15 protein-coding genes are annotated in these 20,161 nt (G+C 73.2%); 6 read left to right on the top strand and 9 right to left on the bottom strand.

What is annotated here, in order from left to right:
- Positions 1–1,229: glycosyltransferase family 2 protein (locus tag ACFWTE_RS21690; RefSeq protein ID WP_378781490.1), on the top strand; the 1,229-nt coding region annotated here is incomplete at its 5' end.
- 79 nt (positions 1,230–1,308) lie between these two features.
- Here ACFWTE_RS21690 and ACFWTE_RS21685 read toward each other — a convergent pair.
- The 4 genes from ACFWTE_RS21685 to ACFWTE_RS21670 all read right to left on the bottom strand — a co-directional run bounded on the left by ACFWTE_RS21685 (position 1,309) and on the right by ACFWTE_RS21670 (position 5,840).
- Positions 1,309–1,764: a MaoC family dehydratase gene (locus ACFWTE_RS21685; RefSeq protein ID WP_378781488.1), complete on the bottom strand. Its 456-nt coding sequence runs from the start codon at positions 1,762–1,764 to the stop codon at positions 1,309–1,311.
- A gap of 137 nt (positions 1,765–1,901) precedes the next feature.
- On the bottom strand, positions 1,902–3,056 hold the full coding sequence (locus ACFWTE_RS21680; protein ID WP_378781487.1) for an enolase C-terminal domain-like protein: 1,155 nt from the start codon (positions 3,054–3,056) through the stop codon (positions 1,902–1,904).
- A 255-nt stretch (positions 3,057–3,311) separates the two neighbouring features.
- Complete coding sequence (gene ald / locus ACFWTE_RS21675; RefSeq protein ID WP_378781486.1) at positions 3,312–4,433, bottom strand: alanine dehydrogenase; 1,122 nt, start codon at positions 4,431–4,433, stop codon at positions 3,312–3,314.
- 177 nt (positions 4,434–4,610) lie between these two features.
- Positions 4,611–5,840: an amidohydrolase family protein gene (locus ACFWTE_RS21670; protein WP_378781485.1), complete on the bottom strand. Its 1,230-nt coding sequence runs from the start codon at positions 5,838–5,840 to the stop codon at positions 4,611–4,613.
- A gap of 403 nt (positions 5,841–6,243) precedes the next feature.
- Here ACFWTE_RS21670 and ACFWTE_RS21665 point away from each other — a divergent pair, with 403 nt between their 5' ends.
- Positions 6,244–8,433 carry a cytochrome c oxidase assembly protein gene (locus ACFWTE_RS21665; RefSeq protein ID WP_378781484.1) on the top strand — a complete coding sequence of 730 codons (2,190 nt, stop codon included), beginning with the start codon at positions 6,244–6,246 and terminating at the stop codon, positions 8,431–8,433.
- A 195-nt stretch (positions 8,434–8,628) separates the two neighbouring features.
- Here ACFWTE_RS21665 and ACFWTE_RS21660 read toward each other — a convergent pair whose 3' ends face one another.
- From ACFWTE_RS21660 to ACFWTE_RS21640, 5 genes are all read right to left on the bottom strand, one after another.
- Complete coding sequence (locus tag ACFWTE_RS21660; RefSeq protein ID WP_378781483.1) at positions 8,629–9,057, bottom strand: hypothetical protein; 429 nt, start codon at positions 9,055–9,057, stop codon at positions 8,629–8,631.
- Between the two features lie 101 nt (positions 9,058–9,158).
- Positions 9,159–12,206 (bottom strand): AAA family ATPase, encoded by a 3,048-nt coding sequence (locus tag ACFWTE_RS21655; RefSeq protein ID WP_378781482.1) that lies wholly within the window; start codon positions 12,204–12,206, stop codon positions 9,159–9,161.
- Positions 12,206–13,363 carry an exonuclease SbcCD subunit D gene (locus ACFWTE_RS21650; protein ID WP_378781481.1) on the bottom strand — a complete coding sequence of 386 codons (1,158 nt, stop codon included), beginning with the start codon at positions 13,361–13,363 and terminating at the stop codon, positions 12,206–12,208. The genes ACFWTE_RS21655 and ACFWTE_RS21650 overlap by 1 nt, the downstream gene beginning before the upstream one ends.
- 61 nt (positions 13,364–13,424) lie before the next feature.
- Positions 13,425–14,084 (bottom strand): O-methyltransferase, encoded by a 660-nt coding sequence (locus ACFWTE_RS21645; RefSeq protein WP_378781480.1) that lies wholly within the window; start codon positions 14,082–14,084, stop codon positions 13,425–13,427.
- A 150-nt stretch (positions 14,085–14,234) separates the two neighbouring features.
- Positions 14,235–14,948: a metal-dependent hydrolase gene (locus ACFWTE_RS21640; RefSeq protein ID WP_378781478.1), complete on the bottom strand. Its 714-nt coding sequence runs from the start codon at positions 14,946–14,948 to the stop codon at positions 14,235–14,237.
- A gap of 273 nt (positions 14,949–15,221) precedes the next feature.
- On the opposite strand from ACFWTE_RS21640, the gene ACFWTE_RS21635 reads away from it, so the two are divergent.
- Genes ACFWTE_RS21635 through ACFWTE_RS21620 form a run of 4 tightly spaced genes read left to right on the top strand, consistent with a single transcriptional unit; the run spans position 15,222 to position 20,132 of the window.
- On the top strand, positions 15,222–17,069 hold the full coding sequence (locus tag ACFWTE_RS21635; protein WP_378781476.1) for an ABC transporter substrate-binding protein: 1,848 nt from the start codon (positions 15,222–15,224) through the stop codon (positions 17,067–17,069).
- The gene (locus ACFWTE_RS21630; RefSeq protein WP_378781475.1) at positions 17,066–18,136 is read left to right on the top strand and encodes an ABC transporter permease; all 1,071 of its coding nucleotides are present in this window, start codon (positions 17,066–17,068) and stop codon (positions 18,134–18,136) included. Before ACFWTE_RS21635 ends, ACFWTE_RS21630 begins: the two co-directional genes overlap by 4 nt.
- On the top strand, positions 18,133–19,116 hold the full coding sequence (locus ACFWTE_RS21625; RefSeq protein ID WP_378781474.1) for an ABC transporter permease: 984 nt from the start codon (positions 18,133–18,135) through the stop codon (positions 19,114–19,116). The genes ACFWTE_RS21630 and ACFWTE_RS21625 overlap by 4 nt, the downstream gene beginning before the upstream one ends.
- On the top strand, positions 19,113–20,132 hold the full coding sequence (locus tag ACFWTE_RS21620) for an ABC transporter ATP-binding protein (protein ID WP_378781473.1): 1,020 nt from the start codon (positions 19,113–19,115) through the stop codon (positions 20,130–20,132). Before ACFWTE_RS21625 ends, ACFWTE_RS21620 begins: the two co-directional genes overlap by 4 nt.
- Positions 20,133–20,161: the final 29 nt, after the last annotated feature.

Genomic DNA, 20,161 nt, shown 5'->3' with positions numbered 1-20,161 from the left:
GGGAGCACGTCGAGTCGCAGATGCGGTGGCACCACCTGCTCGACTACGGCGTCGCGATGGGCCACAAGCTGTTCGTGGACTTCGACCCGGAGACCATGGACCCCGGGTACGTGGCCGAGCAGGTGCGTGCGGGGCGGGCGGGCGACCTGTTCGACAGGGAGACCGCCGACACCCACTGGATCGAGGAGATCGTGGAGCGCACCGACGGCCTGCGTGAGGCCGGCCACGGGGCCTTCAAGGTGTTCGTCGGTGCCACGGGTTCGCTGCACCGCAGCCTCTTCGAGGCGGCGGGCGGGATGGACGCCGACCTGATCCTGGGCGGCGACAGCGAACTGGGCCACCGCCTGGCCCAGCAGGGCGCCGTGTTCGTCCCCGACCTGGACACCAGCAGCTGGCACCTGGGCCGCTCCCAGATGCAGCAGGAGAGGGAGAGCGGCATGCGGTACCGCATGCCCTTCGTGGCCAACCGCGTCCCCGACTTCCACCTGCGCAACAAGCGCCCCGACCGGCAGTGGGAGGTGCCCCGGGTCGACATCGTCCTGGACGTCACCGGGTCCACCCTGGAGGAGGTGGACGCCACCGCCTCCGGCCTGTTGCGGGGAAGCACGCCGGACGTGCGGCTGTGGTTGCGCGGTCCGTGGGCGGAGCTGGAGGAGGGGCGGCGCTCCCCGCTGGACGACGAGCGGTTGGATCTGCGGCTGGTGCGGGAGACCTTCCGGGGCGACCCGAGGGTGCGGTTCACCGGGGAGGAGCCGGAGCACGACCCCCGGGTCCCCTTCCGGCTCCACGTCCCCGTGGGGGCGGAGCCGCGCGCCAACGCCGTCGCGAACCTGCTCACCCTGCTGGACAGCCGGGGCGACGGCCTGTTCTGCGCGCCCCTGCCGGGTGCCACGCGTGCGGGGGACGGGGTGCTGCGCCTGGAGCGCGCGGCGGCCTTCGCCCGCGCCCGCCACCTGGAGCCCGAGGCGTCGCCGAAGGAGCTCGACCAGCTGGTCGAGGAACTGTTCGGCATCCAGTGGTCGTCCGCGCAGGCGTTCCTGGTGGCCGCCGAGGCCGAACCCGTGGCCGAGGAGCAGTCGGCGGAAACCCCGGAGTCGCTCCGGCACCAGCTGCACCAGGCCAGGGCCGAGGCGCAGCGGATGCGCAGGCGCGCGGAGCGGGCCGAGCGCAAGCTGCGCTGGTTCACCCCCGACCTGGGCCGCCGGATCCTGCGCAGGTTCGCGCGCTGAGACGGGGCGCGCACGGACGCGCACCGGGCCGAAGGGTCCGGGGCGCTTCCGTGCGGGTTCCGGGGGTCGGAAACCGGGGTCAGGGCACCCAGAGGCCGAGCGACTCGGCGACGAGCGCGGGGCGCTCGGAGCCCTCGATCTCCACGGTGTGCCTGGTGCAGACCAGGTAGCCCTTGGGCGTCTCCTTGACCGAGGTGATCTCGACGCCGTCGCGGATGCGGGAGCCGGACGTGACCGGTTGGAGGAACCGCACCTTGTCGAGGCCGTAGTTGATGGACATGCTGGGCTTCTCGGTGACCGAGATGATCGACTGGGAGAAGTGGGCCAGCATCGACAGCGTCAGGAACCCGTGCGCGATGGTGGTGCCGAAGGGGCCCCCGGCCGCCTTCTCCTGGTCGACGTGGATCCACTGGTGGTCCTCGGTCGCGTCGGCGAAGAGGGAGATCCGGTCCTGGCCCACGGTCACCCAGTCGGTGTAGCCCAGGTGCTCTCCCTCTGCTGAGAGCACCTCGTTGATGTCGGCGAATACGCGCACCGCGCCTCCACGGTCGTCGGGTCCGGGGTCGGGGCCGGACGGTGCCGCAACTCTACCTAACGGTGTTCGGTTTGGGGAGTGCGGATCCCGCCCGAAGACGCGGGACGCCCGCGGGGCCGGTCGCCGTCGCGACGGGGTCAGCGGCGGCGGCCCCGGGCCTCGCGACCGCGCTCGGCCCGGACCTCGCGCGGCCCGTCGGCGTCCACCACCAGAGTCCGCGTGGCCCGCTCGGCCACCGCGGCCCGGTCCACCCCGTGCCCCAGGCCGCTCTCGGCCAACGGGATCGGCACCACCCCGTCGTGGGCCCGCACCGGCGGAACCACCAGGTCGCGGCTCCGGCTGCCGGCGCCGGGCATCTCCACCGGCAGGGTCGCCCCCGCCAGCGACGCCAGCGCCACCACGGCCGCGCGGCCGACCCCCGTCACCGCCGACGAGCCGCACCACACCTGCCAGCCCGCGTCCACGGCGCGGTCCACCGCACGCCTGGCAGCCGTCAGACCGCCCAGCCGCGTGAGGTCCACGTTCACGGCCCCGCCGGCCTCGGCGCGGACCGCGTCGGTCAGGTCCTCCACCGACGACAGCGGACGCCCCAGCGCCACGGGTGTGCGCAGCTCGGTGGCCAGACGCGTGTACGCGGCCAGGTCGCCCGGGGCGAAGGGGTCCTCGACGGCCAGGAGGCCCAACCCGTCCAGGGAGCGCAGTGAGTCCAGGTCGGCGGACGACTCCGTGTAACGGCCGCCGCCGTCCACCTGGAGGACCAGGAACGGGAAGCTGGCCTGCACGGCCCGCACCACGTCGGCGTCCCAGCCCGGCTCCACCTCCAGCCTGATGCGCCGGAAGCCCGAGCCGACCTGCCGGTTCACCTCGGTGACCACCGACTCCAGGGTCACCTGGCGGGCCAGGGTCACCCCCGCCGTGAGCGCGGTGCGGTCGCCGCCGAGGGCATGCGAGAGCGGAGTCCCGCGCTGACGGCTCCACAGGTCCCAGCACGCGGTGTCCAGGGCGCTCGCCACGGCGGAATCCCGGGGCAGGTCGGCCCAGGCGTCACCCGCCTCGGTGGGGCGCCTCCAGGAGTGCCGGAGCAGGGCGGGAGCGAACCCGGTGGTCAGCGCGTCCCACTGGGCCGGGGTGGCGGCGGGGAGCTCGCCCCAGCCGCTGACACCCTCGTCGTCCGCGACCCTGACCAGGACGGGGCCGCCGGAGTCGGCGCCGCGCCCACCGGACGCGGGCCGCAGCCGGATCAGCTCAAGTTCGACGATCCGGATCGCGGTCGCCGAGCCGGTGTGTGCCACGCTGTCCCCACCTCGGTGTTCGTCCTCCCGCAGGTCGTCCGTCCCAGGTGGGCGGACGCGGGCCTTCCTCCCGACCGTACCCGCGCCCGACCCGACCGACCACCCCGGGCGGTGCGGCCCTTCCCACGGCGGTCACGGGCCCCTGCCCGTTTCGGACGTGGGAGGGCGACCACCCGCACCGTCCCCCACGCACTCCGCGAGGGAGTCCGGGGCGGCCCGCCGGAGCACAGGCCGCCGACGGGCGGGGTCGGGTGCTCAACCGACGGCGAGGACCTCGTCCAGCAACCGGTGCTTGAGGCCGTGCGCCTCCGCGACCGGCGCGTACACCACCGCGCCGTCGAAGGTGTTGAGTCCGCCGGCCAGGGCCTCGTCCTCGCGCAGGGCCCGGCTCCACCCCTTGTCGGCCAGCGCCACCGCGTACCGCAACGTGTCCTTGGTCAACGCGTGCGTGGAGGTGTTGGGCACCGCGCCGGGCATGTTCGCCACGCAGTAGAACACCGTGTCGTGCACACGGAACGTCGGGTCGTCGTGCGTGGTCGGCCGCGAGTCCTCGAAGCAGCCGCCCTGGTCGATCGCGATGTCCACCAGCACCGCCCCGGGGCGCATCCGCGACACCAGCTCGTTGGACACCAGCTTGGGTGCCCTGGCACCCGGCACCAGCACGGCGCCGATCACCATGTCGGACTCCAGGACCGCCTGCTCCAGCTCGAACGCGTTGGAGACCACGGTGTTGATCCGGCCCCGGTACAGCGCGTCGATCTGGCGCAGCCTGTTCACGTTCAGGTCCAGCACGGTCACATCGGCGCCCATGCCCACCGCGATCTGCGCCGCGTTGAGGCCGGAGACGCCCGCGCCGATCACGGTCACCCGCGCCGGGCGCACACCCGGGACGCCGCCCATCAGCACTCCGCGTCCGCCGTTGGGCCGCTGGAGCGTCACCGAGCCCATCTGGGGTGCCAGGCGTCCCGCCACCTCGGACATCGGGGCCAGCAGCGGCAGCGTTCCGTCGGGCAGCTGCACGGTCTCGTAGGCGATGCCCGTCACCCGCCGCTCCAGCAGGGCTTCGGTGCACTCCCGGGACGCGGCCAGGTGCAGGTAGGTGAAGAGGGTCTGCCCCTCGCGCATCCGGTGGTACTCGTCCGGGATCGGCTCCTTGACCTTCAGGACGAGGTCGCCCGACGCCCACACCTCGTCGGCGGTGTCCAGGATGCGGGCCCCCGCCGAGGCGTACTCCTCATCGGTGATGGAGGAGCCCAGACCGGCGTTGCGTTCGACGACCACCTCGTGGCCCCGGCCGACCAGTTCGTGGACTCCCGCGGGAGTGATGGCCACCCGGTACTCGTGGTTCTTGATCTCGCGGGGCACGCCGATGCGCACGGTTCCTCCACTGGTATCTCCGTTGATAGCCCCACTGTGAACTGCGAAGGCGCTGCCACGCTATCGCCAACATGCATGTCTCTCCGCGTTCTTGTTGGCAATGTGTAAGGGCGGTGTGTGGGGTGTGACACGAGGACGCGCACGTGCCGTCCAGGGCCCGTGGCGGAGCCCCGGGGGTCAGGGCTCGCCGACGCTGCCTGCCGCCGCCTCGCGGCCCGACACCCACACCCGCCCTACCCGGCCCGTCAGCTCCCTACCCGCGTAGGGGCTCGGATCCGTCGGGGGGACCACCACCCTGCGGCCGTGGTCGAAGGCGACCAGGTCCGCGTCGAACCCCACCGCGATCCGGCCCTTGCCGCCCAGCCCCAGCAGCTCGGCAGGGGCCCGTGCCGTCCAGCGCGACAGGTCCGCCAGGCCCAGTCCGCGCCGGTACGCCGCCGTCCACAGCGCCGGCAGGCTCCACTCCAGCGTGTACAGGCCGTGCGCGGGAAGGTGCCCCGATCCGACCGTGGATATCGCCGAGCCCTCCGCCAGCAGCGTGTTCCACAGCGCCTGGCGGTTGGCTTCGGAGCGCAGCGGCGGACGGCAGGCGTGCGCGGGGGACCCCGGATCCAGGCCTTCGGACGGCAGGCACAGGTAGTGCGGGCAGGTGTGGGCCGTCATCGCGACGCCGATCGACTCCGCGGCCGCGAGCAGGGCGGCGCAGTCCGCCGCCGTGAACGGGCACACGTGCGTGCGCGCCCCCACCACGCGCGCCGCCGCGATCACCCGCTCCATTCCCCGGCGCTCGGCCCGGGGCGGCCGCTGCTCCGGTGACACCGGCGGTGTTCCCAGCGCACCGGAGTCCTCGGCGTGCACCAGCAGCACGGTGTCCAGGGCGGCGAGCTCCGCCATCGACTTGCGCAGCCGGGCGTCGCTCAGCTCGGCCATGTCCGGGGCTCCCCCGTCCGACAGGGAGCAGTGGAACGCCACCACTCCCGCCGCCTGGAGGTCGGCCAGGTCCAGCGGGCTGGAGCCCCGGGTCACCCCGCCGAGGAAGCGCACCGACACCGCGGTGCCCGCCGCCGCCCGCTGGTGGACCCGGAGCTCCTCCGCGCAGGTGATCGCGGGCCGGGCGGGTGCCGGCGCGGCCACCACGCAGGTCACCCCGCCACGCAGGGCGGCTCCGCCGACCAGGCGGTAGGACTCGGCCAACCCCCGGCCGGGCACGTGCACGCCGGTGCCGATGTCCACGGCACCCGGCAGCAGAGCCACGTCACCGAGATCGGTCACCCTCCGCGCGGACAAGCACGCGTCGTAGTCCGCCACGGCCTCGACACGGCCGTCACGAAGGGCCACGGAGGCGGCCACGACCGCCTCGGGGGTGACCACCCGTTTGGAACGGACCACACTGTCGAACTCGGTCATCGCCGTCTCCTTCGTACGCTCGCCACGGGAGAGTGCTGCAGGACCGCGGGAGGGACCGCGGGGGACAGAGGCGTCGAACGCGAGGAGGAGGGAGACCGTCGTCCCGACTGGGTCACGAGCGTAGCGCGAGGAGCCCGGCGAGAAGGGGGGAATCCGACAACCGGCAGACCCGCGTGCAAAGGGGACCACACCCGGGCGCGACCCCCTGGGGGCCCGGTGGTCCGTCCGGTCGGGGCAGGGATCGGGACCGACCCAAGTCCGACATCGTGTAGTAGACGGTTTAACCTTGGTCGAGGTGTCCCTCCGTGCACAGTCCCTGTCGGAGCCGACCGGGTGGCGGCGAGGCGGTCACGGCCGAGGGCGCCGACCAGCCGACCGAACGACATCGACGACGGAGTGCCGCGTGGCTCCACTCGCACACAATGCGACATCCTCCTCCCCGGAGCACCATGACGACGCTCCGGGCACGGGGCGGGTCCCCCTGTTCGCCGTGGCGGCGGCGGTCCTCGGCCTCGCCGGGCTGAGCCTCACCCTCGTCCTCGGCGGTGCCGCCTTCCCCGAGGTCATCCCAGGCCTTCCCGACGCGGGTGAGGCCGTGCGCTGGGGCATGCCGCTGGCCAAGGTCGCGATGGACGCCTCCGCCGTCGTCGCGATCGGCCTCCTCCTGCTCGCCGCCGTCCTGCTGCCCTCGCGCAAGGGCAGGCTCACCACGCAGGCGGCCTCCTACGTGAGGGGGGCCACCTGGGCCGCCCTCGTCTGGGCCGTCGCCGCCGTGGCCACCCTCTACTTCCAGGCCTCCGAGTTCCTGGCCAGGCCCATCGGCCAGGTCAGCGTCGACGAGGTCACCGCCTACGCCGGATCGGTCTCCGGCGGCATCGCGCTGATGTTCGTCGTCCTGCTCACGACCGGCATCGCGCTCTTCGGCCGCACGGCGACCACGGCGACCGGCGGCCTCTGGCTGCTCGTCCTCGCCCTGGCCGCCACCACGCCGCCCGCCCTGACCGGCCACTCGGCCTCCTCCGGTGCCCACGAACTCGCCGTGACCGGGCTCGCCATGCACGTCATCTCCATCAGCGTGTGGGTGGGCGGCCTGGCCGCCGTCACCTACCACGCGGTGCGCGGGGACGCCCAGGAGCCGTCGGTCGCCGCCCGCCGGTTCAGCCGCCTCGCCCTGTGGGCCTATGTCGGCGTCGCCGTCAGCGGCGCGGCCAGTGCCCTGGCCCGGCTGTCCACCCCGGCCGAACTCGTCACCACGGAGTACGGGCTGATCATCCTGGTGAAGATCATCCTGTTCGGCGTCCTGGGCGCGTTCGGCTACATGCACCGCGAGTTCGCCCTGAAGGGGGCCGGGGACTCCGCGTTCCGGCGCCCCCTGTTCCTGCGCGTCGCGCTGGTCGAGGTACTCGTCATGGCCACCGTCATCGGGGTGTCCGTCGGACTGGGGCGCACCGCCCCGCCCCCGCCGCTGGAGGGCACCGTCGACCCGGCCGCCGCCATCCTCGGGTTCCCCGTCCCGCCGCCCATGAGCGCGCAGACCCTGCTCACCCTGTGGCGCCCGGACCTGTTCTTCATCATGTTCGTGGTCATCGCCGGCGGACTGTACGCGGCCGCCGTGACCCGGCTGGTGCGCCGCGGGGACAGTTGGCCCGCCGGGCGCGCCGTCGCCTTCGCAGCGGGCCTGCTGTCGATCGTGGTCATCCAGCTCAGCGGTTTCGCGACCTACGCGATGGTGCTGTTCTCGACGCACATGATCCAGCACATGACCCTGTCGATGCTCACCCCGATCCTGCTGGTCCTGGGCGCGCCCGTCACACTCGCGCTGCGCGCGCTCAGGCCCGCCGCGCAGCGCGGGGACAGGGGGCCGCGCGAGTGGCTGAACCTGTTCCTGAACAGCCGCTTCTCCAAGATCGTGACGCACCCGGCGGTGGCGGCGCCGCTCTTCGTGTTCAGCCCCTACGCCCTGTACTTCACACCGCTGTTCCCGACGCTCATGAACGACCACCTCGGTCACCTGTTCATGGGCACGCACTTCCTCATCACCGGGTTCCTGTTCTACTGGGTCATCGTGGGCGTGGACCCGGCGCCGAGGAAGATCCCCTTCCTGCTGCGCATCCTGCTGCTGCTGCTCGCGATGGGCTTCCACGCCTTCTTCGGCATCGCGATCATGATGCAGTCGGCCCCGATGGCCATGGACTTCTACAGCCAGTTCGAGGTGCCGTGGTCGGACGGGCCGGCCGAGGACCAGTACGCGGGCGGCGGCGTCGCCTGGGCACTGGGGGAGATCCCCACCCTGCTGGTGATGCTCGCGCTCGTGGTCCAGTGGTCCCGCGACGACGAGAAGCAGGAGCGCCGTCGGGCGAGGCACAGCCGCCGCGGGGGTTCCGACGACGCAGACATGGACGACTACAACGCCTACCTGGCCGAGCTGGACCGCCGCTCGCGCGGTCCGGCGGCCACGGGGACGGTGACCACCGGCGATCCGACGGCGGCCGGGGCGGCCGTGTCCGACGATCGGGTGGAACGGGGCGAACAGCACGAGCGGGGGGCCGCGAAGGCCGGGGACGACGACCCGGCCCCCGCGAACGGCGGCTGACCCGGCCCGGGACGGGGGCGCACCGGAGGGTGCGCCCCCGTCGCCGTCCTCCGGCCCCGGAGACACGGCGACGGGCGTCCCCGGTACCGCCCCCAGCGCTGCCCGTGGGCGGGCCGACGGTGGGTGCGCCCGCGCAGGACCCCGGAACGGCGAGTGCCCCGCGCCGGGGGCACGGGGCACGGGGTGTGTCCGGCGTCAGACGACCAGGGCGGCGACGGCCGCGCCCAGCAGCCCCAGGGCCAGGCAGATCAGCAGACCCGCGGCCAGGACCGACGGTGACGGCCGCAGCGACGCCAGGGCGGAGTCCCCGGTGGCCGCGGCCCGGCGCCGCGCCACCACGGGCAGCATCGCCACGTTCACCGCGTACACGACGGCCACCACGCAGGTGGCCGTGGCGAACGCCACCCAGAAACCGGAGCCCGAGGACAGGGTGTTGGCGGCGGTGAGCGTCGGCAGTGCCACCAACAGCACCACCGAGGCGGCCCCGAACGCCACCCGCACCCGGGGCGAGGCCCCGCGCGCGCTTCCCGAGACCACGAGGAGAAGACCGATGAGGGCCGCCATCATGATGGCGCCCACGATTCCGAACACGGCGATGTCGACCAGCGAATTCACGCTGGTCATTGTCGCACCGCCCCGCCGGTGCCCCGACCCGGGGTGGGCGCGGGGGCGATTGCCCCGGGCCGGTCAGCCGGTGTGCTCCCCGGGGCCCGCCGCCGGGCCGGTCAGCCGGTGTGCTCCACCCGTGAGCCGGAGGGTCCCTTGACCACCTTCAAACGGGTGGTGACCCTGTGCCGCAGGTCGGCCACGTGGCTGACCACGCCCACGGCCCGGCCGCCGTCCCGCAACCGGTCCAGCATGTCCAGCACCTCCTCCAGGGTGTCCTCGTCGAGCGTGCCGAAGCCCTCGTCGACGAACAGCGTGTCGATGTCGGCGCCGCCCGCCTCCGCGGCGGCCACGTCGCCCAGCCCCAGCGCCAGTGCCAGGGAGCTGAAGAACGTCTCGCCGCCCGAGAGGGTGGCCGGGTCGCGCTCCACCCCGGTCCACGCGTCGACCACCCGCATGCCCAGGCCGCCCGCGGATCGCGCACGACCGTCGCCGGCGGCCTTGTCCACCGTGTAGCGCAGTTCGTACCGGCCGTCCGACATCGTGAGCAACCGGTCGTTGGCGGCCGCCACCACCTGCTCCAGGCGGGCCGCCAGCACGTACGCAGACAGGCGCACGTTGTCGGTGTTGTCCCCGGACGTGCCGGCGGCCAGGCCGCGCAGCCCCTCCGCCACCGCGTAGCGGCGCAGGAGGGGTTCGCTGCCCTCCATCCGGCTCCGCAGCTCGCCGCGCAGGGCGGTCAGGCGTCGGGCCCGCTCCGCCAGCATGCTCCGCCAGGAGACCGCCCGGTCGGCCGCGGCGGAGGCCCGCTCGGCCTCGGCGGCCAACGCCGCCAGGTCGGGGGGCGGGCCGTCCGCGGCGAGGAGTTCGGGGTCCGCCAGCGCGGCCCGGACCGCGGCCAGTTCGTCGTCGAAGGCGCGGGCACTCTCACGCAGCGCGCGCCGCTGCGGTTCGTCCACGGCGGACTCCCACACCTCGGCCTCGTCGCAGAAGCGGGCACCGGCCCGGTGCCGCTCGGCCTCGGCGACGGCGGACCGGTACTCCTCGGTGGCGCCGTCGCGGGCGGTCGCGGCCTCGGCCGCGGCGTGCAGCAGGTCGGCCTCCCCGCGCAGCCGGGCGATCCGCTCCTCCAGCCCCGGGTCCTCCCCGCGCGCCCCGTCCAGGAGGGCGGTCAGCCGCCCGTGCTCCCGGACCGCGTTGTCCAGCCCGGTCGCGGCCTCCGCCTCCGCCCGGGCCAGCTCGCCCTCCCGGGTACGGGCACGCTCCAGCTCCGCGTCGAGGTGTTCGAGCTCCTCCTCGACCCGGCGCGCCTCACCGGCGGCGGCACGGGCCTCGGTGAGCGCCGTGGTCCGGTCGTCGACCTCGGCCCGGGAGGAGTCCGCGGTGCGGCCCTCGGCGCGCTCCCGTGCCGCGGTCCGTTGCGCGTCCAGCGCCGCCACGGTGCTCTCCGCCCCGGTACGGCGCGCGGCGGCGGTGTCGGCGGCGGCCTGTGCCTCCCGCTCCTCCTCCGGGGAGACCAGACCCTCGTCGGAGGGCAGAGCAGGGAAGGGGTGTTCGGCCGACCCGCACACGGCACACGGTTCGCCCTCGGACAGGCCGGCCGCCAGTTCGGCGGCCATATGGGTGATCCGGCGCTCGTGCAGTGCGAGGGCGCGGTCGAGGGCGGTCTGGGCGGCGTCCACGGCACTCCGACGCCGCTCCTCGGCCTCCTCCAGCTCACGGGTGAGCCGGTCGTGCGCGAGGGCGGCCTCCCTGCGCGCCTGCGCGGCGGCCAGGGCCGCCTCGGCCGCCTCCACCTGGCTCGCCCGGTCGCGGACCCGGCGGAGCTCGCCGTTGAGCTTCTCCACCCGGGACGGCAGGGCAAGGGCCCGTTCGCGCAGCCGGGCCGACTCCGCGCGGGTGCGGTCCAGGCGCGTGGTGAGGGACTCGACGGAGCGGCCCAGAACCCGGCGCCGCTCGGCGTCCGCGCGGAGGTGGTCGAGGCGGGCCAGCTCGTCGCGGCGTTGCTGCTCGGCGGCGCCCAGCGCCCTCTGCGTGCGGGCCGGTCCGGCGTCCGAGGCCTCCCGGTCGGCGATCCCGGCCCCCGGGGGAACGGACACCGACGGGGACAGGGATGCGGTGTCGATGCCGGGGAGCCCGGCGACCAGGGCCAGGTGGTCGGCGACCGCCAGTTCGGCCTTGTCCAGTTCGGTGCGGCGGCCGTCGCGGGCGCGAAGGAACGGCAGAACCGCCTCGGCACGCTCGGCGGCGTCGAGCCGGACGTCGATCCCGGCCCGCCGCTCGGCCTGCTCGGCGAGCCCGGCGGCGCGCTCGCGCGCGGCGGCCAGCCGCTCCTGGCGCTCGCGGGTCTGCTGTCCACCGGTCAGGGCACGCAGCGCGGACTCGCGGGCGTCGGTGAACTCCGCGGCCACGGGGGCGGCGTCCAGGGCGGTGGCACCGGTGACGGCGGCCAGTTCGGCCGCCCACGCCGACAGCTCCTCGGGCAGCTCCGGCGCGGTGGACCGTCCGACCTCGGCGATCAGTCCCGCGACCGAGCGCACCTCGTCGTCGGCGGTCTCCACCTCCCGGCGCAGTCTGTTGGCGTGCCCCTTGAACCACTCCTCGACGTCGCGGAACACGCGGGTGTTGAAGATCCGCTCCAGGGAGTCGCGACGCTCGTCCGACTTGGCGCGCAGGAACCGGGCGAAGTCGCCCTGGGGGAGCATGGCGACCTGGCAGAACTGGTCGAGGGTGAGCCCGACCAGGTCACCGACGAACTGCCCGGCCTCGTCGGGGCGGGTGGTGACGTCCCTCCAGCGGCCGTCGGCGTGTTCGAGGACCAGGACCTTCGCGTTCTCGACCTTGGTGCCGGTGCCGCGCTTCTTGGGCCGCTCCCACCGGGGGCTGCGCTCGATGCGGACGCGGCGCCCCTGGACGGTGAACTCCAGGGTGACCTGGGGCAGCCGGTCCAACGGGGCGTGGTCGCTCTTGGGGGAGCGGTCCTTGCCCCGGGCCCCGGGGACACTGCCGTACAGGGCGAAGCACACCGCGTCCAGCACGGAGGTCTTGCCCGCGCCGGTGGGGCCGTGGACGAGGAAGAGGCCGCCCGCGCCGAGCCGGTCGAAGTCGACCCTCTCGGTGCCCGCGAACGGCCCGAAGGCCTGGAGGGTGAGGGTGTGCAGGCGCATCAGCGCATCCCCTCCTGGAGACGGATCTGCTCGATCGCGGCGTTCACGAGGGCTTCCTCCTCGGGGGTGGCGGGGGTGCCCCGGGCCCACTCGACGAAGTCGGCGACCACCTCGCGCTCACTGCGGTCGGCGACGGAGGCCGCGACCGGTCGCGTGTCGGGTGTGCCGCCCTCGGGGGCGAACTCCAGGACCAGGGTGTGCGGGAAGCGTGCGCGCAGCCGGTCCATGGGGTGGGCCGGGCGGCGCGGGTCGGTGAGGGTGACCTGGAGCCAGTGGCCGGTGTACCGCTCCCATTCGGGCAGGGTCAGCAGGTCCTCGATGCGGCCCCGGACGCGGGCCAGCGGCCGGGGCACGGGCGCCTGCGCGAACTCGGCCCCCGCCAGGCCGTCGGCGTCCAGGTCCACCACCCAGTAGCCCTTGACGTGGCGCTCCTCGGAGAAGGAGTAGGCGAGGGGGCTGCCCGGGTAGCGCACCGAGGGGGTGATGGTCTGGCGCCCGTGCAGGTGCCCGAGCGCGACGTAGTCGACCCCGGCGTAGACCGAGGCGGGGACGTGGGAGGCGCCTCCGACGGAGATGTCGCGTTCGCTGTCGGAGGCCTCGCCGCCGGTGACGAAGGCGTGCGAGAGCACGACCGAGCGGGTGCCGGGGCGCTCGGCGAGGTCGGCCCTGACGAGGTCCATGGCGTGTCCCACGGCCGCCGTGTGCCCGCGCTCGGGCAGGTCCCAGTGGTGGCGGGCGATCTCCGGCTCCAGGTAGGGGATGCCGTAGAAGGCGACGGGGCCGTGCTCGTCGTCGATCAGGACGGGGGAGCCGACGCCGTCCAGGGAACTGCGCAGGTGGACGCCGGAGGCGTCGATGAGGCCGGTGGCGAACGACATCCGTGCCATGGAGTCGTGGTTGCCGCTGATGAGGACGGCGCGGGCCCCGGTGGCGCGGATGCGGCCGAGCGCCCGGTCGAAGAGGCGGACGGCGTCCACGGGCGGGAGCGCCCGGTCGTAGAGGTCGCCGGCCACGACCACCACGTCGATCCGGCGTTCGCTGATGGTGTCGACGAGGTGGTCGAGGAAGGCGGACTGGGCGTCGATGAGGTTCTCCCGGTGGAAGGAGCGACCCAGGTGCCAGTCCGATGTGTGCAGCAGGCGCATGGAACTGGACATTACCGAAGGTGCGCGTGATCCGTCGGGGAGGAGCCGCCGCCCTGTGGACAACGGGAGTGCGTCAGTTCCTGCGCGCGAGCGTGAGGCCGTCCCCGATGGGCAGCAGGACCTGGGTGACGCGGTCGTCGGCCACCAGTCGGTCGTTGAAGTCCCGGATGCCCTGGACGTGCGCGGACGTGTCGTCGGAGTCCACGACGCGGCCGTGGGAGAGCGTGTTGTCGGCCAGGACCAGGCCGCCCGGCCGCAGCCGGGGGACCAGTTCCTCCCAGTAGTCCACGTACCCCTCCTTGTCGGCGTCCAGGAAGGCCAGGTCGAAGCCCGGTTCCTCGGGAAGGGCGCGCAGGGACTCCAGCGCCGGTCCGAGCGTGAGCGTGATCTTGTCGGCGACCCCAGCGCGCTCCCAGTAGCGGCGGGCCACGGAGGTCCACTCGTCACTGATGTCGAGGGCCAGCAGAGTGCCGTCGTCGGGCAGGCCCCGCGCGAAGCAGATCGAGGAGTAACCGGTGAAGGTGCCGACCTCCACGACGTGCCGGGCTCCGCAGATCCTGGTGAGCAGTGTGGTGAACGCCCCCTGCTCCGGTCCGATCTGCATGCCCTTGTGGGTGGGGAAGAGCTCTGCGGTCTCCTTCGCGAGGTCGGCGAGGACGTCGTCGACGGGCTCGCTGTGGGCGACGACGTAGGCGTGGAGTTGCGGGCTGAGGCCCTCTGTGGTTCGTGTCACGGACGCCAGCCTAGGACAGGCGGGGCGCGTGGCCCAGGACCTCGACCGGGCCGGTGCGGGAGGTCCCCGCGCCCGTCGCCGACGGCTCCGGCGGGGAGCCGCCGGAGAAACGGGAGGACCCCTTCCGGGGAAGGGGTCCGTGTGCGCAGGTCAGTACTCGGGGAGGAGTGCGGGCCAGTCGAAGAGGTAGAGCGAGCCCACGATGACGCCGATGGTCAGCAGCGGAGTCATCACCTTCTGCTCGACGGGGCCGTCGGTGACGAAGCCCTTGCCCTGGCCGATGCGCTTCTTCCACAGGGGCCAGAAGATCGGTACGCCCATCTTGGTGATCATGTCGCCGAGGAAGTGCAGGATCACGCCGAAGGCCACGGCCAGGCCCAGCCAGGTGTAGTTGACGCCCGCGCTGAACAGCGCCAGGGTGATGCCCGCCGTCGCCAGCGCGTTGATGATCCCGGACGCGATCCGGTTCTTGTCCAGACCGAAACCCAGGCCCTGGAGCGCGATCCCGATGAGCAGGAACACGAAGACCTGGACGGCCAACTCGGACCACAGCGCCAGCAGTTGGACGATCACACCCATGAGGATCGCGAAGAAGAACGAGTGCGTCCCCATGCGGTGTCCGCCGAAGAGGAACCCGAGCATCTCGCCCAGTACCTCGGTGACCTTGCCGTAGGTCTTGGTCACCGTCGCGCTCTTGTGGTCGAGGTCCGGCAGCAGAGCCGCACCCGCGCACACGAGAGAACCGGCGATGATCTCCCCCGGACCCAGGTCGAAACTGAGCCCGAAGAATTCTGTGCCCTGGACGAGCGGAACGACCGCCATCCAACCGACCACGCCACTCAGTGCGTGCGAGTGCCCCATCATGGCGGGAACCGTAGCGGAGTATGGCAATCGCCGCGAATCGGGAGAGGTTACGGACGGCACGTTCGTCACTCGGCGCACGGGAAACCCAGCGGTGCCGGAGCTCGGACGCGAATGTATTTCGATGTCACGGCGCTCCCCGGTGGTCATTGACGTTAATCCACGTCCGTTGGTAAACAACCAACAACCCCCCGGTGGCGTGCACCCGGCCCGGTGCGACCGACCAGGCACCGCAGACCCCGCGCCGCCGACCCCACGAACCTGACAGGGGCAGACATGCACTCCCACCGCCCTCCCCCGGCCCCACCCCTCAACCTCCTACGGCGTGTGACGACCGCGGGCGCCGCACTGCTCCTCGTCGGGGCCGCGGCGGCCGCACCGGCCGCCGCCGACACGGGCAACGAGACCGACACCCTCACCGTCGCCATCGCCCAGCAGGTCGACTCGTTCAACCCCTTCACCGCCCAGCTGGCCGTCACCACCAGCATCCTCAACCACGTCTACGACTCACTGGTCACGGTCGACGCCGCGACCAACGAGCCGGCGGCGGCCCTGGCCGAGGAGTGGGAGCCGAGCGAGGACGGCCTCACCTGGACCTTCCACCTGCGCGAGGACGTCGTCTTCAGCGACGGCGAACCCCTCACCGCCGACGACGTCGTGTGGACGTTCACCACCATCATGGAGAACGAGTCCGCGGCGATCGCCAACGGCAGCTACGTCTCGGGGTTCGACTCGGTCACCGCCGAGGGCGACCACACGGTGGTGATCGAGCTGGGCGAGCCCCAGGCGACGATGTCCTCGCTCAACGTGCCGATCGTGCCGCGCCACGTCTGGGAGCCCATCCTGGAAAACGAGGGTGAGGCCTTCGCCGACTACACCGGCGAGGACCTGCCCGCCGTCGGCAGCGGCCCCTTCGTCCTCACCGAGCACCAGCGCGGCGAGCACATCACCCTGGAGGCCAACCCCGACCACTGGCGCGGGGCCCCGGGGTTCGACGACCTGGTCTTCCGGTACTACTCCGAGAAGGACGCCGCCGTCGAGGCACTGCGCAGCGGTGAGGTCTCCCTCGTCTACGAGCTGACCGAGGCGCAGGCCACCGCACTGGAGGGCCTCGACGACATCGCCGTCAACTTCGCCGACGGCAAGCGGTTCCAGGCCTTCACCATGAACCCCGGAGCCCGCACCCAGGACGGCGAGGAGTTCGGCGACGGACACCCGGCGCTGTCCGACGCCACCCTGCGCCGGGCCATCGTCAGAGCCATCGACAACGAGGAGATCGTCGACAAGGCGCACGGCGGCCGGGCCACGGCGGCCGGGGGCTACGTTCCGGCCCGCTACGGCGACTACCACTGGGCGCCCGAGGGAGAGGAGGCCACGCTCTCCTTCGACCCGGAGGCCTCCAACGCCATGCTCGACGACGCCGGGTACGAGAGGGGCGACGACGGCGTGCGCGTCTCGCCCGAGGGCGACCGCCTCGAACTGCGCATGCACGTCCACCAGGACCGGCCGGACAACGTCAACGCCGGGCTGGTCGTCGTCGAGCGCCTCGCCGACATCGGCATCGAGGTCGAGAACCTGACCGTCGACCCGGGTGTGCTCAGCGACGCCCTCTACGCGGCCGAGTACGACCTCATCTTCACCGGGTGGACGGTCAACCCCGACCCCGACTACGTGTTCAGCATCCACACCTGCGACGCGCTCCCGGAGGAGCCGGGCAGCATGCAGGGTGACGCCTACTTCTGCGACGAGGAGTACGACGAGCTCTACCGGGCCCAGCTCGCCGAGTACGACCGCACCGCCCGCGCCGAGATCATCCACGACCTCCAACGGGTGATCTACGAGGAGGCCGTCGTGAACGTCCTGGCCTACCCGGACATCCGGGAGGCGTACCGCACCGACCAGATCTCCGGCATGCAGATCCAGCCGGACCCGGGAGGCAACATCTGGGGCCAGGACGGCTACTGGGCCTTCTGGTCGGCCCAGCCGGTCGCGGCGGGCGAGGGCGACCCCTCCGGCCCCTCGGCCGGCGTCTGGATCGGAGTGGGGGCGGTCGTGCTCGTCCTCGTGGCCGCGGGGGGCTTCGTCCTGTTCCGACGGCGCGCCACAGCGGAGGACCGCGAGTGACCAGCGATCCCGCCACCTCGGAAACCCCGACGGGGGCGGAGGCGCCCGGCGCCGCCGCCCCGGCGGGCCCCGCCGGGCCCGGCCGCGCGACGAGGGTGGTGCGCTACGTCGCCGGACGCCTGGCGACCGCCGTGTTCTCCCTCCTCGCCGTGGTCGTCGCCGGATTCTTCCTCTTCCGGATCCTGCCCGGCGACCCGGTCCGCGCCATGACGGAGGGCCGTGAGGTCACCGCGGAACAGCGCGAGGAACTGCGCCGGCAGTTCGGGCTCGACCAGCCCCTCTGGCAGCAGTTCCTCGACTACCTGACGGGTCTGCTCCGCCTCGACCTCGGCACGTCCTTCCAGTTCCGCGAGCCGGTCACGGAGCTCATCCTCGAACGCCTCGGCCCCACGGTCCTGCTCGCCGGGACCGGTACGGTCATCGCCGCGCTCCTCGGGCTCCTCCTCGGTGTCCGTGCCGGGTGGAGGCCCGGCGGCCGGTCCGACCGGGCCAACACCGCCGTCGCCCTGTTCTTCTGGTCGGTGCCCACGTTCTGGCTGGGACTGCTGCTCATCGTGGCGTTCGCCTCCGGGCGCGGTTTCATGCCCGGCCTGTTCCCCACCGGCGGCATGGTGGACCCCGCGGCGACCGGCCCCGTGGAGACCGCGCTGAGCACCGTGTGGCACATGGTGCTGCCCGTCACCACCATGGTCGCCGTGATCTACGCCCAGTACCTGATGATCATGCGCTCCTCCCTCATGGACGAACGGGGCGCCGACTACCTCACCACGGCGCGGGCCAAGGGGCTGAGGGACTCCCTCGTACGCCGCAGGCACGCGGTGCCCAACGCCCTGCTGCCCACGGTGACCCTGATCTTCCTCAACCTCGGCCAGGTGGTGTCCGGGGTGATCCTCGTGGAGACGGTGTTCTCCTGGCCCGGACTCGGCCAGCTCTTCTACTCCGGCCTGCGCGTCCCCGACCTCGGCCTCGTCCAGGGCCTGTTCGTGGTCTTCGCGGCCTCGGTGATCCTCATGAACCTGCTCGCCGACCTGGTGTACCCGCTGCTCGACCCCAGGGTGCGCCCATGAGCGCGGACACCGCCCCCCACGGCTCCGGCGCGCCGGGCGGCGACACGAACGGCACGGACCCCGCGCCCGTCCCGCCCCGGGCCCTGGCCCGCCGCCGGCGCGCGGAGGCCCTGCGCCGGTTCGCCCGCGACTACGCCCGCAACCGCGCCGGGCTGCTGGGTCTCGCCGCCCTGGCGGCCATCGTCCTCCTGGCGCTGTTCGCGCCGCTCCTGGTGGACCAGTCGGAGCTGACGGTCACCGGCGCCCCCGGGGCGGCCTACGAGCGGCCCAGCGGCGAGTACCCCCTCGGCACCGACAACTTCGGCCGGTCCATCCTCGACCTCATCATCTGGGGCTCGCGGGTCTCCCTCACCGTCGGCTTCCTCGCCACGGTCGTCTCCGTGGTCCTGGGCACCCTGGTCGGGATGACCGCCGGGCACTTCGGCGCGTCCGGCGGCACCGCGGGCAGGATCGCGTCCTCGGTGCTCATGCGGGTCACGGACTGGTTCCTGGTGCTGCCCACCCTGGTCCTGGCCGTCGCCCTGGCGGCCGTGCTGCCGCGCGGTACCGGCACCATCATCATCGCCATCGGCCTCACCGTCTGGCCCGCGACGGCCCGCCTGGTGCGCGCCCAGACCCTGGCGGTGGAGGCGCGCCCCTACGTGGAGCGCGCCCGCGCCCTGGGCGGCGGCCACGCCCACGTCATGGCCTGGCACGTGCTGCCCAACGTGATGCCGGTGGTGCTCGCCCAGACCACCCTGCTCGTGGCCACCTCGATCATCGCCGAGTCCACGCTGGCGTTCCTGGGCGTGGGCGATCCGACCACCGTCTCCTGGGGAGGCATCCTTGAGGCCGCCCGCACCGCGGGCGCCATCAGCTCGGGGATCTGGTGGTACATGATCCCGCCGGGCCTGGCCATCGCGGTCGTCGCCCTGGCCTTCACCCTGTGCGGACGCGCTCTGGAGTCCGTCATCAACCCCCGACTCCGGGAGCAGCGTTGACCTCCCTCCTCGACGTCCGCGAACTACACGTCACCTACCGCGCCGGGAACGGCGACGTCCCGGCCGTCCGGGGAGTCGACCTGGCCCTGGACCCCGGAGACACCCTGGGGCTGGCGGGGGAGTCGGGGAGCGGCAAGTCCACCGTCGCCCTGGCCCTGCTGCGCCTGCTGCCGGACACGGCCCGTATCGACGGCCGGATCCTGCTGGAGGGGGAGAACGTCCCCGACATGCGCTGGGGCCGGCTGCGCGCGGTCCGGTGGGCGGGCGCGGCCATCGTCTTCCAGGGCGCCATGCACTCCCTCAACCCGGTCAGGCGGATCGGCGACCAGATCGCGGAGCCCATGGCGATCCACGGCACCGTCCCGGCGAACCGGATCCCGGAGCGCGTGGCCGAACTCCTCGGGCAGGTCGGCCTGCCGGCCTCCCGTACCCGCGACTACCCCCACCAGCTGTCCGGCGGGCAGCGCCAGCGGGTCATGATCGCGATGGCGCTGGCCTGCGAGCCTCGCCTGGTCATCGCGGACGAGGCCACCACCGCCCTGGACGTGATGATCCAGGCGCAGATCCTCGCCCTGCTCAAGCGGCTCGTCGCCGAGCAGGGCATCGGCATGCTGATGATCAGCCACGACCTGTCCGTCCTGGCGGCCACCTGCGACCGTGTCGCCGTCATGTACGCGGGCCGGATCGTGGAACAGGGTCCCGCCCGCGAGGTCGTGCACGAACCCGCCCACCCCTACGCGAGCGCCCTCAGCGCGGCCTTCCCCCGCATCGGCGACCCGGCCTCGCGCCTGGCGCCCCGGGGACTGCCGGGGGACCCCCCCGACCCGTCCGACCCCCCCTCCGGCTGCGTCTTCCGACCCCGGTGCGCGGTGGCCGAGACGGTGTGCTCCACGGTCGACCCGCCCCTGTGGCCGGTGGACCCCGGCCCGGAGGGGGACTCCGCGCGTCACGCGGCGTGCGTGCACGTGGGTCCCGCGCAACCCCTGACGACCGCCCGGGACGGGGCCGCCCCGTGACCCCGCCCGACGCCCCCAGCGAGGAGACG

This window comes from Nocardiopsis sp. NPDC058631, from assembly GCF_042716955.1.
Taxonomy (GTDB): Bacteria; Actinomycetota; Actinomycetes; order Streptosporangiales; family Streptosporangiaceae; genus Nocardiopsis.
This window is presented reverse-complemented; position numbering and strand designations above follow the sequence as displayed.